The sequence below is a fragment of the Dolichospermum flos-aquae CCAP 1403/13F genome (assembly GCF_012516395.1).
GTDB classification, from domain to species: domain Bacteria; phylum Cyanobacteriota; class Cyanobacteriia; order Cyanobacteriales; family Nostocaceae; genus Dolichospermum; species Dolichospermum lemmermannii.
In genome coordinates this window covers 727,325-743,709 of sequence record NZ_CP051206.1, presented here as the reverse complement: position 1 = coordinate 743,709, position 16,385 = coordinate 727,325, and the positions used below count along the sequence as shown (strand labels likewise).

Here is a 16,385-nt window from a genome sequence, read left to right as displayed (position 1 = left end):
AATTTATACTGTAACTAATACCCAACTGATTAAATCGAAATTACTTAGCTGATATTTACCATCAACTGTAACATTTTGCTTAATTCTATCTATAGAAGCCTTATTACCTCTTTTTAAACCTTGCAAAATTCCCAGAGTTTCATTACCCATCGTCTTTTTGACAGAACCATCTTCCATTTGCTCCTCTTGTACTGCTTGACTGGTTAACCAAGTTTTAAGCGCGTTTACTAACTCTGCGACTGCCACCGCTTCACCGCGATCAATTGCATCAGGAACAAAACGCTCGTTATCCTTATATAAGGTTAGCAAATCTAAAACTTCTTTTTGATTTTTTAAAATTAATTTACCTGATTTATCAATGTAAATTAAATCAAACACTTGATATTGATGATCTAATTTTTTAGCTGGTTTGGCAGGATACCCCAACAAAGCAATAATACCATCATGCAAATTATCATTCAAATCATCATGAATACCAGATTTCTGCACTACTGTAAATCCTGTATATACACCTTTTGGCATTTGGCGATATTTATCTTTATCACGATTAAATTCTGCTAATAAATCCTGACGATATCGCTCTAAAGACAAACTATCAAAGCCTAAACCTTGATTACTAACTTCAATATCATCCCATGTAGTTTGCATTTGTCGCATCATCAGATCATTCATTTTTTGATCAAATTCTTCATCATGAACCATCTTGGCAAAACTATCAGAAAATTGATGATCCACCTCTGCTCCTGCCAACTTCATCGCTGCCATACGCTGTTCAATTCTTCCTTGTAAATTCAGATAGGAATTAATATTATCTGATGGCCAAAAGTTAATCCCAAAAATTTCTTGATTAGGACTACCTAACCGATCAATTCTACCCATACGTTGGATAATTCGTACAGGATTCCAATGAATATCATAATTAATTACCATATCAGCATCTTGTAAATTTTGCCCTTCACTTAAAGCATCCGTAGCAATCAAAATATCTATGGGTTTCTTGAGTTTGTGGTAAGTTTCAGGGTGATTATCTTTAACCCATTCTTGCCATGCTGCAAAAGCTTCAAGACCTGATTTTTCAGAGGTAAAAGCCCATTCTTTTTCACAAAATAGCTTTGTATAGGGTGCAAATCTTTCCAGAATAGCCTCCATTTTCTGTTTTTGTTGGCTATCATCGGAGTATGAACCTGTTCCTGATGCGATCGCAATTTTATCAAAACCTCTAGCTTGAAGTTGGTTAAATAAATACATCGCTGTATCACGATAAACTGTAAAAATTACTACTTTTTGATTATGGTTATTTGCTCCTGATTTACGCTTTTTGATAATCTCTATAATCAGTCTTTCTAACTTATCATCACAGGATTTAAACTGCTGGGATTTTTGAATTTCTTTATCAATTTTGATCTCAAATTTTTGTAAATTAATATACAGCTTATCGAGAGCGTCTAAATCTTTTTTGAGATCCTCTTTAAACTTATCTAAATTACCAGATTGATCAATTTCTGCAATACTGATAGGGCGTTTGTCACCTAATGTATATTCTTCCACTATTTGAGTAAAATCATCATTTTCATCATTTTCATTTTCTAAAGTATAAACATCATCTTCTAATAATAAGGTTTTTACCTTGTTTGCTTGATATGCTTTAATTTTATCTAAAGCATTTTGATGATGATCTTTGATTTTTTCTACTGTTGAGTAAAAGGAAAACCAAGAAGACTCTAATCGCTTAACCATCAAAATATAAATCATTTTCACTAAAAAGCGATCGCGTGATTTTTCATCACGTAATATATCTTTCTTAGCGTCTTTTTTATTATCTGATTCATCATCTAAATAAAAAGCTGGCTGATATCCTGATAACATTGGTGGAAAATGATCAAACAATTCCTCAAAGGTTTCAAAATTACCAAGTTGATGTGGTGTGACAAATAAATTTTTAGGCTTTGTCTTAGTAGGAAATAGTAAATTTGTCTGTTGACCTTCCACCATTTTTCTAGTTCTCGCAACTAATAGAGAATCTGTTAACCTAAAAAAATCATTGTCTGAGAGCTTTTTAATAAAATTACCGATTTGAGGTTTTGTATCTCTGCGCCACTCGTTAAATATAGTCTGTGCTTGTTTAAAGCAATAATCAATGTTTTTTACACCTAATTTGCTATCATAGCCATGTATATCACCTTGAACCATTAACTTAAATTGATTTCTTACATCATTTAGAGAATTATTAATGGGAGTTGCAGATATTAGTAAAACTTTGATATCTTGATTATTTTTTAAAATTTCATCAACTAAAAATTTATAACGACTAGATTTATCATTTCTGAGATTATGACTTTCATCAATGACAATTAATTTGGGTTTGTCATCACAAAAAAACTTATCAGCGCGATCGCTATAGGAATTTAGGCGATCGCTGTTCATATCGGTATGAAAACGAATAAAAAATTTCAGTTTATCAGATTCAAATTTTGATGCTTGATCTTCCTTATAGCGTCTCCAATTACTCTCTAACTTTTTAGGACAAAGTAATATAACTTCCCGTCCTTGCATTTGAAAAAACTTCAGTACAGCCAAAGCACTCCAAGTTTTTCCTAAACCTACCGCATCTGCTAAAATAGCTCCATCATATTTTTGCAACATTCTAATTAGACTGAGAACACCCTTTTTTTGAAATTCATAAAGAGCAGAAAAAATAGCAGTATTTTCTAATCTACCAACTTGACGATTAAAGTCTGGATCATTGTCAATTTCTAAAACTTGATTACCAAATAACTCAAATAATATCTTGTAGTAAATATCTCTGGGAGTATATTTAATAAATATTTTTTCAATTTCCTGAATTAGATATTGCTTGAAATCTACCTTTTCAGTTGTTCCATCTTTCAATAAGAGAGTTTTTTCTTGATGAGCTTGAGCAGCAAGTAGTAAATCAAAATTAAGTAGGGTTTGCTGATAGCGTAGCGTGGCGTAAGCCATAAAAGTTGTCTGTGAGGGGAGGGAACAGGGAACAGGGAACAGTTTCAGCTATCTGGATATCCCATATCCGACAGGGAAAAATGCAACTGTGTTGAGACTCCATTTGCCGTTCTATAAAACTTACCCAAAATTACCAAAGTCTAGACACATCTGGACAGCGATAATCTTAGTGTTTATTTCCTGCTTCATCGCGGTCTTAGAATGACTTCCAATCTTGTTTGCCCGCTCCACAGGCAATCTCGGTAGAACTTACCGTTTCTGACCGACCGTAGTTCCTAAAAAGAACCCTTGCACTTTTTTGTTCGTAAAATCCGCAAAACCCTTATAAATAAATTGAGAATGGTTTGCTTATTTACGCCGTTCTGCACTAGTTGTTAATTAAATCCTGTAAATCCTAAAATCCTCTAAATCCTGGTTCAGACAAAAAAGATGAAAGGATAAACAGAATGAAGACAAACAAAGTATTTAATTAAATCCTGTAAATCCTCAAATCCTGTAAATCCTGATTCAGACAAAAAAAAGGATTCAAGGATGAACAGAATAAATACAAACAAAGTATTTAATTAATTCAATCCTGCAAATCCTCAAATCTTGTAAATCCTGATTCAGACAAATTACACAGAACTTAACTGTTTTTCCTCAGTTTTTGCTTCGGGACTATCAGCTTCAGAAGGTGGTACTAATTGCCAGAACTTAGGTAAATATTCTGCCCAATTGGCGATAATTTCCTGGGCTTTAGGTGAACCAGTGCGACGCTCGTGAGTTTTAATGAGATCATACAATTGTTGTCTGCCCACATCACTTACAACTCGTTGCACCTTGACAATGGCATGATTGACAAAATCAGGGAAATTACCGACTTCATCAAGGAAATAAGCTAAACCGCCGGTCATTCCTGCACCCACGTTGCGGCCAACCTTACCCAGAACAACAATCACACCACCAGTCATATACTCGCAGCAATGATCACCAGCCCCTTCAATCACGGCTGTACCTTTAGAGTTCCGCACCGCAAACCGTTCTCCAGCTAAACCATTGGCAAATAACGCCCCACCTGTCGCCCCATAAAGGCAGGTATTCCCCACAATCACGTTTTCTGCTGGGTCATAAGTGGCATTTGCTGGGGGCTGAATAATAATTTCCCCACCGTTCATTCCCTTCCCTACATAGTCGTTAGCTTCCCCTACCAGGTTGAGAATCACACCATCGAGGTTAAATGCGCCGAAGCTTTGCCCCACACTACCGTGGAAATTCAGGTTTATTTGCCCTGTAAAGCCGTTGTCACCATGTCGAGATGCGATCGCTCCCGTTAACCTTGTACCGACGGTTCTATCGGTATTGACGACGGTAACGGTTTTACTAACTGTGCCATTTCTCTTAATTGCCGTTTGAATATCTGCATCTGCTAGTAACTGATCATCCAACACTGGTCCATTGCTGTGAACTTCTTCATGTACTAACCAACTACGATTAGTTTTTGTGTCTGGTAGTTTAGTTAAACAATCCAAATTCAAAGCTTGGGTTTTATTCAGTTTGACTTCAGAACGCACCGTTAACAAATCAGCGCGACCAATTACTTCTGATAAAGAACGATATCCCAATTTAGCCAACAGACTACGCACCTCTTCCGCAATAAAGTAGAAGAAATTCACAACGTGTTCAGGAATGCCGGTAAACCGTTTCCGCAATTCTTCCTTCTGAGAAGCTATCCCCACAGGACAATTATTAGTATGGCAAATCCGCGCCATAATGCAGCCTTCCGCAATCATGGCTATCGAACCAAACCCAAACTCCTCCGCCCCCATTAACGCCCCAATCAGGACATCCCAGCCGCTTTTCAGACCACCATCTACACGCAAGATGACGCGATCGCGCAACCTATTTTCCATCAAGACCCGATGTACTTCTGTTAAACCCAATTCCCAGGGACTACCTGCGTGTTTAATCGAAGAAAGCGGTGATGCACCAGTACCACCATCATGACCGGAAATTTGGATAATATCGGCGTTAGCTTTAGCCACACCTGCCGCAATTGTCCCAATTCCAATTTCTGCGACCAATTTCACCGAAACTTGGGCTTTCGGGTTAATTTGGTGCAAGTCAAAAATCAACTGGGCTAAGTCTTCAATGGAATAAATATCATGGTGTGGTGGTGGAGAAATCAAAGTTACACCGGGCTTAGAACGGCGCAACATGGCAATATAGGGGCTTACCTTGGGTCCTGGTAACTGTCCACCTTCTCCTGGTTTTGCACCTTGGGCAATTTTGATTTCTAATTGTTGGGCTGTAGCTAAGTATTGGGGAGTAACGCCGAACCGTCCCGATGCAATTTGTCTAATGGCACTTGCAGCCGTGTCACCATTTTTTAATCCATTGAGATGAGGAAGCGTCGCAGATTTACCAGCCCTATCCACATCATTTAAAACATTGTAACGAACCGGATCTTCTCCACCTTCACCAGAATTAGATTTACCACCAATGCGATTCATGGCGATCGCTAAAGTTTCATGTGCTTCTCGTGATAACGCCCCTAAAGACATTCCCCCGGTACAGAAACGTTTAACAATATTACTAACTGATTCTACCTCTTCTATTGGAATTGATGAGCGCTCGCTGTGGAAGTCTAGCAAATCACGCAACGCCGTCACCGGACGATTTTGCAGATGTTGTTTATAAACCTCATAATGGTCATACTGCTTACCATTGACAGCCTTATGCAGCGACTTAGCCAATTCTGGGCTATTCATGTGGTATTCACCACCGGGACGGTATTGCACAAAACCTAAATTTTCCAACTTCTTCGCCGTCAATTCTGGGAAAGCCTTACTGTGGAAAGATAGCACCTCTTGTGCCAACTCACTCACACTTAAACCACCAATGCGGGAAGTTGTTCCTCGGAAACCCAAAGCCAACAAATCACCACCAATCCCAATCGCTTCAAATATTTGCGCTGCTTGATAACTGGAAAGTAGGGAAATTCCCATCTTAGAAAGGATTTTCAGCAAACCCGATTCTATAGCTTTGCGATAATTTTCTCTGGCTTGGTTTAAAGTCAAAGTGGCAATTTTGCCCCTAGTCATAAACTGCTGAGTTTTAGGTTCATGCCACCAAGCAGTTACAGTATCTAAAGCCATATAGGGACAAACTGCACCCGCACCATAACCCAACAAACAAGCAAAGTGATGGGTACTCCAACATTGGGCTGTATCCACAATTAAGGATGTTTTCATCCGTAACCCTTCACGGATTAAGTGATGATGAACCGCACCAATGGCTAATAAAGGGGGAATATAGGTATATTCAGCAGCCAAGCCTGTACCTATGCGATCGCTTAATATGAGCATCTTCGCACCAGCCCGCACCGATTCCGCAGCTTGTTTTTGCAAAGATTCCACAGCCGTTTTTAAACCATTTGGGCCTGTGGCTATGGGGAATAAAGTTGACAATTCAGCCGTTGCAAATCCTGACAACTTAATAGCTTCCAGCTCTGTTTGAGTCAGTACAGGAGACTCCAACTTGAGTCTGCGGGCGTATTCTGGCTTGGGTTCTAATAAATTCCCCTTTTCACCCAATTCCACCGTCAGAGACATCACCAACTTTTCCCGTAAAGGGTCAATTGCTGGATTGGTAACTTGAGCAAATCGCTGTTTAAAATAGTCATACAGCAAATGGGATTTTTCTGACAATACCGCTAAAGGAATATCATCTCCCATACAGAAAGTTGCTTCTGCACCAGTGCTGGCCATGGGGTGAATCACCATTTCCACATCTTCTATGGTGTAGCCAAAGGCAATTTGCTGTTGTAATAAAACTTGGGGATCAATTTTGTCAGTGGTCAGTTGTTCGTTGTTCGTTGACAAATGCCCATTACCATTGCCATTACCGTTACCATTGCCATTAACTACAGACTGACCCTTCACTAATTTACTCAATTCTTGGCGATGCTGTTGCAACCATTCCCCATAGGGATGCTGTTTAGCAATGCGTTGTTTAATTTCCCAGTTCTTGAGAATTTCCTGGGTATTTAAATCCACCGCAATCATTTGTCCAGGTCCAAGTCTACCTTTTTCGAGAATATTCTCTTCCGGGAAATCTACAACTCCAGCTTCGGACGCAACAACGATATAATCATCTTTGGTAATGACATAACGTGCAGGTCTTAAACCATTGCGGTCTAATGTCGCCCCAACTTTTTTACCATCACTAAATACTAACAGTGCAGGTCCATCCCATGATTCTTGCAACCCGCTGTAATATTCATAAAAATCCACAATTTCGGGATATTCAGCCAAGGAAGGTTGATTTTTGTACGCTTCAGGAACCATCATCATTAACCCTTCTAAGGGGCTGCGTCCCGAACGCACCAATAACTCTAGTACATTGTCTAAAGTAGCGGAATCGCTATTATTAACGTTTACCAATGGCTTGAGTTCGTCAAACCTATCTTCCCAAATCGGATGACTAAGGGTAGCTTCCCGTGCCATCATCCAATTAATATTCCCCAATAGGGTATTAATTTCTCCATTGTGACCTAATAGCCGCATGGGTTGGGCTAAAGGCCATTTAGGCATGGTATTGGTACTAAATCGGCGATGATATACCGCAAATGCCACTTTAAAAGCCGGATTTTTGAGATCTTCGTAAAAATCCCCCAAGACAGCGGAACGCACCATGCCTTTATAAACAATTGTCCGGCTAGACAAGGAACAGATGTAGAAATCCTCAGAAATTCTTCTTCCCGCTTGCATAATGCGTTTACTGGCAATATACAATTCTCTTTCTAGTTCATCACCGCTTTTATCAGCACAATAAATGATCACCTGTTCTATTTGGGGTTGATTTTCTTTTGCTTGCATCCCTAATACTTCTGGACGCACCGGAACTACTCGCCAGCCCAGTATAGTTAATCTCTCCTCTGCTGCTATTTGTGCAAATGCAGCCTTAGCAGCTTTTGCGGCTGTTGCGTCTTGGGGAAAAAATATCATCCCCACAGCCATATTACTCAGCTTGGCAAAATCAATGCCATGATTCTTGTCTTGTGCCAATAATTCCCAAGGAATCGCTGTTAATATCCCCGCACCATCTCCAGAATCTTGGTCAGCACTACAACCCCCTCTATGTTCTAAGCAAGTTAAAGCAGTTAAGGCTTGATCCAAAATTTCATGACTGGCAATATTTTGACGATGGGTAATAAACCCGACTCCACAAGCATCCCTTTCTTCTACTAACCACTTTTGTCCTGGATATGTATCTGGAAAATTAGTATCTGACACTGTAATTTGCTGACCCTGATTCGATGGTTGATGATTCATACTCTATTCCTGAAATGTTGAGGTACAGATGTTGTTATTACTGCTAAAGGGAAATTTTCTCAGTTTTGGCACTGGATAAAAATACATAATTACCAAAGTTTAGAGATAACAATTTTAGCTTGACGTTTAACTAAAGCTGTGTTATCAATACCTATTTATTTTTTGTTTGTTTACAAGAATACTCGGTAATTTTAATCCCCGTCATCAATTCTTACTCAATTTCTATTTTCTCTTGTCATAATTTAGCATTTTATGGATAATATTACCTATACAGGAAGCAATACTACTCGGTTAAGCATGAAAAGTCATTATATGGTAGGTCGGGTTTCGTTCCTCAACCCAACCTTATCAAGGATTTTGTTTGGTTTCGCTGTCGCTCAACCCAACCTACATTTCCTTAACCGACAAGTATTGATACAGGAAGGGTAATCAACCTGTCTAAAAACCCAATTGCTGCCTAAATCGCAGACACCATACCTTGACAATTAAACGGCGGTTGCTCTACTTGGTGAGACCCCACCTCTGGTTTAGAAACCGCAAGGAATCTAAATTAAGTGGTTTCGGTGAACTAAGAATCTCACTGACTTTAGCCGCTGAGAGTGTCAATGCACTATATAAACAAACTACCCTAATCCAGAAAGACCTGTAAATCCAACGGTTTTGAAGTTTGCAGTTTTTTTGCTCACGGCTTACACCATGCAAGCTATTCTTGTTCTTTGCTGATTACTGATAGCTCCCAAAAATTAGCCTATTTTCACTATATGCCCATTTGACAATTCCTAAAACATATCTATTTTTCCCTGTATTCTGGCTGTTTATTCATGACCAACCACAGGAACTTGAGATTTTAGATTCAAACCCCAAAACCTAAAATTTTAGAGATGAGGATAGGGTGTCCGAATTTCACCTTTAACCCCCAACAGTATCATAGCAGGCTCCAATTAATTTGTATTATTTAAGACAATTGCAGCTAGTATTTTTAGCATAGTAACTGCCTGCTACTCTGAATAAGAGACACAGACCCAAGATAAATAATATCACGAATATTTCTAAAAAAGGTAATTATTTTTTAAATTTTCTGATAAATTTTCGCTAGGCTGGGTTTTGATTGATAACTTTTAAAAATACCCAGTCAATGATCTTGAAAATCCTAAATTCTGTATTACCGCTACTGTCAACAGCACTGTGTTTGACTCCTACTTATGGGGCATTTGCTCAAGATACTCCTAGTTTACTAACTCCCGTTCCCACTTCCGTTAGTGCTGGTAATCAAATTATTCTCAATGGACGGATTTTACCAGGAGCATGGTTACAACCAACAGCAACCACCATTAAAGGACAAACTTATCTAAGTGATGGTGCAGTTAAGCAATTAATAGGGATAGATTTACTCAATAGCAGTAATCCTGGCAAACAACCAGTACAGTGGTTTTCTGGCTTGACAAATCCCCTCATTTTTAACACGAATCTTAGCGGAGGATATCGTTATTTAGATATTACTCAATTAGCCCAAACAGCTAAATGGCAAATTCAAGCTAATGGTAACACTTTGGTAATTTCTACTCCCCCTTCTCAACTGAAAAACATTCGTCTGGGTAAACAACCAAAAGGAGATAGAGTTGTCCTCGATTTAGATATAGCGACCCCTTGGCAAATTCGACAAGAATTACCAGTTAAAAAAGTAGTAGATCCTGATGAGATTATCTCTAAATCTACCACACCACCCAACAGAGAATGGACGCTTACCCTAGATGGTATTGCTGATCCGACTTTAATACAACGCTATAACTCTCAACCCACTACACCACCCATTTCCGTATCAATAATTCAAAAAGTGGAAGTGGTTAATAATCAAACAATTCTCCGTCTTAGTATTCCCTTTGGTCAGTCTCTACAAGTTAGCACTATTCCCCAACCCAATCGCTTAGTTATTGATATTCAACCTGATGCCATGGTGGAAAAAACTATTGCTTGGGCGCAGGGATTACAATGGCGACAGCAGTTGGTAACTTTAGGAACAGATCGCTTTCCTGTGGTTTGGTTAGATATTAACCCTCGGTCTGTGGGATTAAGTATTAAGCCTATAATTACTAATCCGCAAACATTAACTGGTACAGCCCCTTTAATCCAAACTGCTCAAAATTACTTAGCAGTAGCCGCAGTTAATGGTGGTTATTTTAACCGTAATAATAAATTACCTTTAGGCGCAATTCGGCGAGATAATCAGTGGATATCCGGTCCAATTCTTAACCGAGGAGCGATCGCTTGGAATAATAACGGACAATTTTATTTTGGTCGCCTCACCCTCACAGAAACCCTAATTACCAACAATAATCAACGTTTACCCATTTCCTTACTTAATACTGGCTATGTCCAACGCGGTATTGCTCGTTATACTCCAGTATGGGGAAATACTTATACACCTTTAGCTGATAATGAAATTATCGTAGTTGTCGAAAACAATCAAGTAATTAATCAGTTAGCAGGTGATAAAAGTGGTATAACTGCTATTCCCATTCCCCAAAATGGTTATCTCCTCATCTTCCGCAATCAGACACCACAATTACCCATGGGGACAAAAGTTTCCCTTACCAGCAACACCACCACACCTGAATTTAGTCGCTACCCCCACATTATTGGCGCAGGTCCCCTATTAGTCCAAAATCGGCAAATAGTCCTGGACGGACCAGCAGAAACATTCAGCCCTGCTTTTATGAAAGGTCAAGCAGTTCGTAGCAGTATTTGTACTACTTCCAGAGGTAATCTGATGATTGCTGCTGTACATAATCGGGCTGGTGGTGGTGGTCCAACCTTGGAGGAACAGGCAAAATTAATGCAAACAATGGGTTGTATCAATGCTTTAAATTTAGATGGTGGTAGTTCTACCAGTCTTTATTTAGGCGGTCAGTTACTTGACCGTTCCCCCAATACAGCAGCCCGTGTTCACAATGGGATTGGGCTTTTTATATCACCAAAGAGGCAATAGAGAATTTTTAACAACTGACCACTAACCACTGACAACTGACAACTGACCACCAACAAAAGAGATTATTTTTTGATGAAGACTTTGTGTGGACATATTACTTTAAGCAAGGGACTTTACCAGTCAATGGTGAGTTTTGCTATCTTTATCAAAGTGGCTAAATCTGGCCCCCTTTTCCATCAACTGTTCCCACTAAAAACAGGTTTGTTATGTCTCCAACTGAGGTAACTATGGCTAAATTATCAGAAACTGCCCCAAATACTCTCACTCTGCAACCAACAATTAATTCTAGAAGTATTGCTGCTGGTGAATTACGTCCGTGGGGTTCGTTCACAGTCTTGGAAGAAGGGCGTGGATATAAAATTAAGCGAATTGAAGTCAAGCCCGGACATCGCCTCAGTTTACAAATGCACCACCACCGCAGTGAACACTGGATTGTTGTTTCCGGTACAGCTAAGGTAGTTTGTGGTGATCAAGAAATTTTACTAAGCAATAATCAATCTACTTATGTTCCCCAATGTACAACTCATCGGTTAGAAAATCCCGGTGTGATTCCCTTGGTTTTAATTGAAGTCCAAAATGGCGAATATCTCGGAGAAGATGATATTATTCGCTATCAAGATGATTATGCCCGTTTGGAAAAGTAGGCAGGGGAGCAGGGGGCAGGGGAGAGAAATATTCTTTTACAACTGACCACTGTACGGGCGAAGCATTTGGAGAACTATTTTTGGCAATGACCGATAATTTATGACCGATAATTTATCTTCCAAATGCTTCGCCCCTACTGACAACTGACAACTGTACGGGCGAAGCATTTGGAGAACTATTTTTGGCAATGACCGATAATTTATCTTCCAAATGCTTCGCCCCTACTAACAACTGACAACTGTACGGGCGAAGCATTTGAAGAACTATTTTTGGCAATGACCGATAATTTATCTTGCAAATGCTTCGCCCCTACTAACAACTGACTAATAAGAAAATTCCATGATTCATTTCAGTCCAACAGCCATTAATGAAATCGGGCGCTTAAAATCTAAACAACCATCAGATACCTTATTTCGCTTGCGAGTCAAATCTGGAGGTTGTGCTGATTGGTTTTACGATCTGGCTTTTGATACCACAGTCCAATTTCAAGATCGGGTTTTAGCGTTGGATGATATTCGCGTAGTTATAGACCCAGAAAGCCTAAATTACATCACTGGGTTATCACTAGATTATTCAGAAGATTTGACAGGTGGCGGTTTTCGCTTTCATAATCCCCAAGCAACATCCACCTGTAACTGTGGCAATTCTTTCTCTATTAGTCAGTAGTCATTGGTCATTGGTCATTGGTCATTGGTCATTGGTCATTGGTCATTGGTCATTGGTCATTGGTCATTGGTCATTGGTCATTGGTCATTGGGAAAATTCTTTCTCCCCCCCAACTTCCCCAACTTCCCCAACTTCCTCTACTCCCCCAACTTCCCCAACTTCCCCAACTTCCCCAACTTCCTCTACTCCCCCAACTTCCCTGTTCCCTCCCAAAAATGATTGACAGAAAATCAAAAAAAAAGATATAATCAGGATTTGTTAAAACTTAGATCATAAAGCAGCTTCACGCGCTGTAACTCATGCCAACAATACAGCAGCTAATACGTAGTGAGCGCGAACTAGCGCGTCAGAAAACCAAGTCCCCTGCTCTGAAGCAATGCCCGCAACGGCGAGGCGTTTGCACCAGAGTATACACAACTACACCTAAAAAGCCTAACTCAGCACTCCGCAAGGTAGCCAGGGTAAGACTTACCTCTGGATTTGAAGTAACAGCTTACATCCCAGGTATCGGTCATAACTTACAAGAACATTCCGTAGTTATGATTCGTGGTGGTCGGGTCAAAGACTTGCCCGGAGTTAGATACCACATTATTCGTGGCACATTAGATACAGCCGGAGTTAAAGACCGCAAACAAGGCCGTTCCAAATATGGAACTAAGCTCCCAAAAGCAGGTAAAAAATAGGTAAGCGGCGGTTAATCGCGTTAAATACGGTTAATCGTCCTCCCTGCAAACTGCGTAATAAACCAGCAGTAACGAATTTTTTTTCAGAAAATCAAACTGGATCTGGCATAAAAACAAGTTGTATGAGTTTGGAGAAAATAATCTTGTCAACGATAACAGCACTTTAATCTAAATTTTAAAGTTGATTACGTTGTCGTCTTCTGTGTCTGGTAGCAGATAATAAGTGAATTAATTCAGCCTCCTCTCAACTGATAGCGATAGCATGGCTCAAGCCATAAAGGAAAACACAGGGAAAATCAGCGGCTAAATAAACCGCTCTTAGTCTCCTGTGTTCTGATAGCATATAATTTCGTGGTCAAATTCCGTATTCAAGGATGAAGTATGTCTCGTCGTGGTGTTAGTCAAAGGCGCACAGTCCCGCCTGACTCAGTGTATAATAGTCGCCTTATCAGCATGATGATGCGCCGGATCATGCGTCATGGCAAAAAATCAATTGCCGCAAGAATAGTTTATGACGCTTTGAAAACTATTGAAGAACGTACTGGTGGAAGTCCATTAGAAACTTTTGAAAAAGCGGTGCGTAATGCGACACCATTAGTAGAAGTTAAAGCTCGCCGCGTTGGTGGAGCAACTTACCAAGTACCAATGGAAGTGCGTACAGATCGCGGTACTACCCTAGCATTGCGGTGGTTAGTTCAGTATTCTCGCCAACGTCCAGGTAGAACCATGGCCGGAAGATTGGCTAATGAATTAATGGATGCAGCGAATGAAACTGGTAGTGCTATTCGTAAGCGCGAAGAAACACATCGGATGGCGGAAGCGAACAAAGCGTTTGCACATTATCGTTACTAACTAGAAAAACGATATATCGTCTTCTCGTGTGCGGTATATCGTAGAATTTATAGCTAATGCCCAAAAAGGCAACTGCCTAGCTAGGCTAACAAAAAAAGACGGTTTTCCGTAAAAGTATAGAATCTTAACAAAGAGTAATATACGAGATATCATGAGGCGACAACGTTAGGAGGTAACTGTGGCACGCACGAACCCGCTAGAGAAAGTACGCAATATCGGTATTGCGGCGCATATAGATGCGGGCAAAACAACGACAACAGAGAGAATATTATTTTACTCTGGGATCATTCATAAAATTGGCGAAGTTCACGAAGGAACAGCCGTTACAGACTGGATGGAACAAGAACGGGAGCGGGGAATTACCATCACTGCTGCTGCCATTAGTACCAGTTGGAATGATCATCAAATTAACATTATTGATACTCCCGGTCACGTGGACTTCACCATTGAAGTTGAGCGTTCCATGCGAGTATTAGATGGTGTAATCGCTGTATTTTGTTCCGTAGGTGGTGTTCAACCCCAATCAGAAACAGTATGGCGACAAGCAGACCGCTATAAAGTCCCTCGCATTGCCTTTATTAACAAGATGGATCGCACCGGTGCGAACTTCTATAGAGTGCATGACCAAATGGTCGATCGCTTGCGAGCTAATGCGATCGCTATTCAACTGCCTATCGGTAGTGAAACTGAATTTAAGGGGATTATTGACTTGGTGAAAATGTGTGCATATATGTACACAAACGACCAAGGAACTGATATCCAAACAGTAGAAATTCCCGCTGAACTAGCCGAAAAAGCCGCCGAATACCGCATCAAGTTGGTAGAAGCAGTATCAGAAACTAGTGATGTGCTGATGAATAAGTACTTCGAGGGCGAAGAACTGACAGAAGCAGAAATCTGTACTGCCCTCCGCAAAGGAACAATTGCTGGAACAATAGTCCCAGTGCTTTGCGGTTCAGCCTTTAAGAACAAAGGCGTGCAATTGATGTTGGATGCGGTGATAGATTATCTACCATCACCACTGGAAGTGCCACCAATTCAAGGCACACTGCTCAACGGTGATCCCGTAGAACGTCATGCTGATGATAACGAACCATTATCAGCGTTGGCATTTAAGATTATGGCTGATCCTTACGGTCGCCTCACCTTCGTTCGTGTTTATTCTGGTGTACTGAAGAAAGGTAGTTACGTTCTTAACGTCAGCAAGAATAAAAAAGAACGGATCTCTCGGTTAGTGCTGATGAAAGCAGATGACCGACAAGACGTAGATGAACTACGGGCGGGTGATTTAGGTGCTGCTTTGGGATTGAAAGACACATTGACAGGTGATACCCTTTGTGATGAAGGTTTCCCAGTAATTCTGGAATCCCTGTTTATTCCTGAACCTGTGATCTCGGTAGCGGTTGAACCCAAAACCAAGAACGACATGGATAAGCTTTCCAAAGCACTGCAATCTTTGAGTGAAGAAGACCCCACCTTCCGGGTGCGTGTTGATCCAGAAACCAACCAAACCGTGATTGCGGGCATGGGAGAATTGCACCTAGAAATTCTTGTAGATCGGATGTTACGGGAATTTAAAGTAGAAGCAAACGTTGGTGCGCCCCAAGTGGCTTACCGCGAAACCATCCGCAAAGCCGTCGAAAAAATTGATGGTAAATTTATTCGCCAAAGTGGTGGTAAGGGGCAATACGGTCACGTAGTGATCAACTTAGAACCAGGAGAACCAGGCACTGGTTTTGTCTTTGTTTCTAAAATTGTCGGTGGGATTGTTCCCAAAGAGTACGTAGGACCTGCGGAACAGGGCATGAAAGAATGTTGTGAATCTGGTATTTTAGCCGGATATCCACTCATTGATGTCAAAGCTACCTTGATACATGGTTCTTATCACGACGTAGACTCTTCAGAAATGGCTTTCAAAATTGCCGGTTCTATGGCAATGAAAGAAGCGGCATCAAAAGCCTCTCCGGTGATTTTAGAGCCGATCATGAAAGTTGAAGTAGAAGTACCTGAAGACTACATCGGTAACGTGATTGGTGACTTAATCTCCCGCAGAGGACAGATTGAAAGCCAAAGCACTGAACAAGGACTGGCAAAGGTGGTATCGAAAGTTCCACTGGCAACCATGTTTGGTTATGCCACTGATATCCGGTCGAAAACCCAAGGTCGGGGTATCTTTACGATGGAATTTAGTACCTACGAAGAGGTGCCTCGCAGCGTAGCTGAGGGAATCATCTCAAAAAGTAAAGGGAACGCTTAATTAAA

Annotated in this window: 10 protein-coding genes; 7 read left to right on the top strand and 3 right to left on the bottom strand. The window is 40.5% G+C overall.

Annotated elements, in window-relative coordinates; translation table 11 throughout:
- Positions 1-3 precede the first annotated feature (3 nt).
- Together HGD76_RS03840 and gltB are read right to left on the bottom strand one after the other, a co-directional pair.
- Entirely contained in the window at positions 4-2,979 is a 2,976-nt protein-coding gene (locus HGD76_RS03840) for a helicase-related protein (RefSeq protein WP_168695016.1), read from the bottom strand.
- A 614-nt stretch (positions 2,980-3,593) separates the two neighbouring features.
- Positions 3,594-8,291, bottom strand: a complete 4,698-nt coding sequence (gene gltB, locus HGD76_RS03835; RefSeq protein WP_168695015.1) for a glutamate synthase large subunit — start codon at positions 8,289-8,291, stop codon at positions 3,594-3,596.
- A gap of 1,135 nt (positions 8,292-9,426) precedes the next feature.
- Between gltB and HGD76_RS03830 the strand changes: the two genes are divergently transcribed.
- Both HGD76_RS03830 and HGD76_RS03825 read left to right on the top strand, forming a co-directional pair.
- Positions 9,427-11,277, top strand: coding sequence for a phosphodiester glycosidase family protein (locus tag HGD76_RS03830; protein WP_168695014.1), 1,851 nt, complete (start codon positions 9,427-9,429; stop codon positions 11,275-11,277).
- Between the two features lie 227 nt (positions 11,278-11,504).
- On the top strand, positions 11,505-11,921 hold the full coding sequence (locus HGD76_RS03825; RefSeq protein WP_168695013.1) for a phosphomannose isomerase type II C-terminal cupin domain: 417 nt from the start codon (positions 11,505-11,507) through the stop codon (positions 11,919-11,921).
- Positions 11,922-12,033: 112 nt separating this feature from the next.
- On the opposite strand, the gene HGD76_RS03820 is transcribed toward HGD76_RS03825, so the two are convergent.
- Positions 12,034-12,177: a hypothetical protein gene (locus HGD76_RS03820; RefSeq protein ID WP_158310545.1), complete on the bottom strand. Its 144-nt coding sequence runs from the start codon at positions 12,175-12,177 to the stop codon at positions 12,034-12,036.
- 84 nt (positions 12,178-12,261) lie between these two features.
- On the opposite strand from HGD76_RS03820, the gene HGD76_RS03815 reads away from it, so the two are divergent.
- From HGD76_RS03815 to fusA, 5 genes are all read left to right on the top strand, one after another.
- Positions 12,262-12,588 (top strand): HesB/IscA family protein, encoded by a 327-nt coding sequence (locus tag HGD76_RS03815; protein WP_168695012.1) that lies wholly within the window; start codon positions 12,262-12,264, stop codon positions 12,586-12,588.
- Positions 12,560-12,811: a hypothetical protein gene (locus tag HGD76_RS03810; protein WP_168695011.1), complete on the top strand. Its 252-nt coding sequence runs from the start codon at positions 12,560-12,562 to the stop codon at positions 12,809-12,811. Before HGD76_RS03815 ends, HGD76_RS03810 begins: the two co-directional genes overlap by 29 nt.
- A 76-nt stretch (positions 12,812-12,887) precedes the next feature.
- Positions 12,888-13,271: a 30S ribosomal protein S12 gene (gene rpsL / locus HGD76_RS03805; protein ID WP_015078104.1), complete on the top strand. Its 384-nt coding sequence runs from the start codon at positions 12,888-12,890 to the stop codon at positions 13,269-13,271.
- A 381-nt stretch (positions 13,272-13,652) separates the two neighbouring features.
- On the top strand, positions 13,653-14,123 hold the full coding sequence (gene rpsG, locus HGD76_RS03800; RefSeq protein WP_015078103.1) for a 30S ribosomal protein S7: 471 nt from the start codon (positions 13,653-13,655) through the stop codon (positions 14,121-14,123).
- A gap of 178 nt (positions 14,124-14,301) precedes the next feature.
- Positions 14,302-16,380, top strand: a complete 2,079-nt coding sequence (gene fusA, locus HGD76_RS03795; protein WP_148763567.1) for an elongation factor G — start codon at positions 14,302-14,304, stop codon at positions 16,378-16,380.
- Positions 16,381-16,385 lie beyond the last annotated feature (5 nt).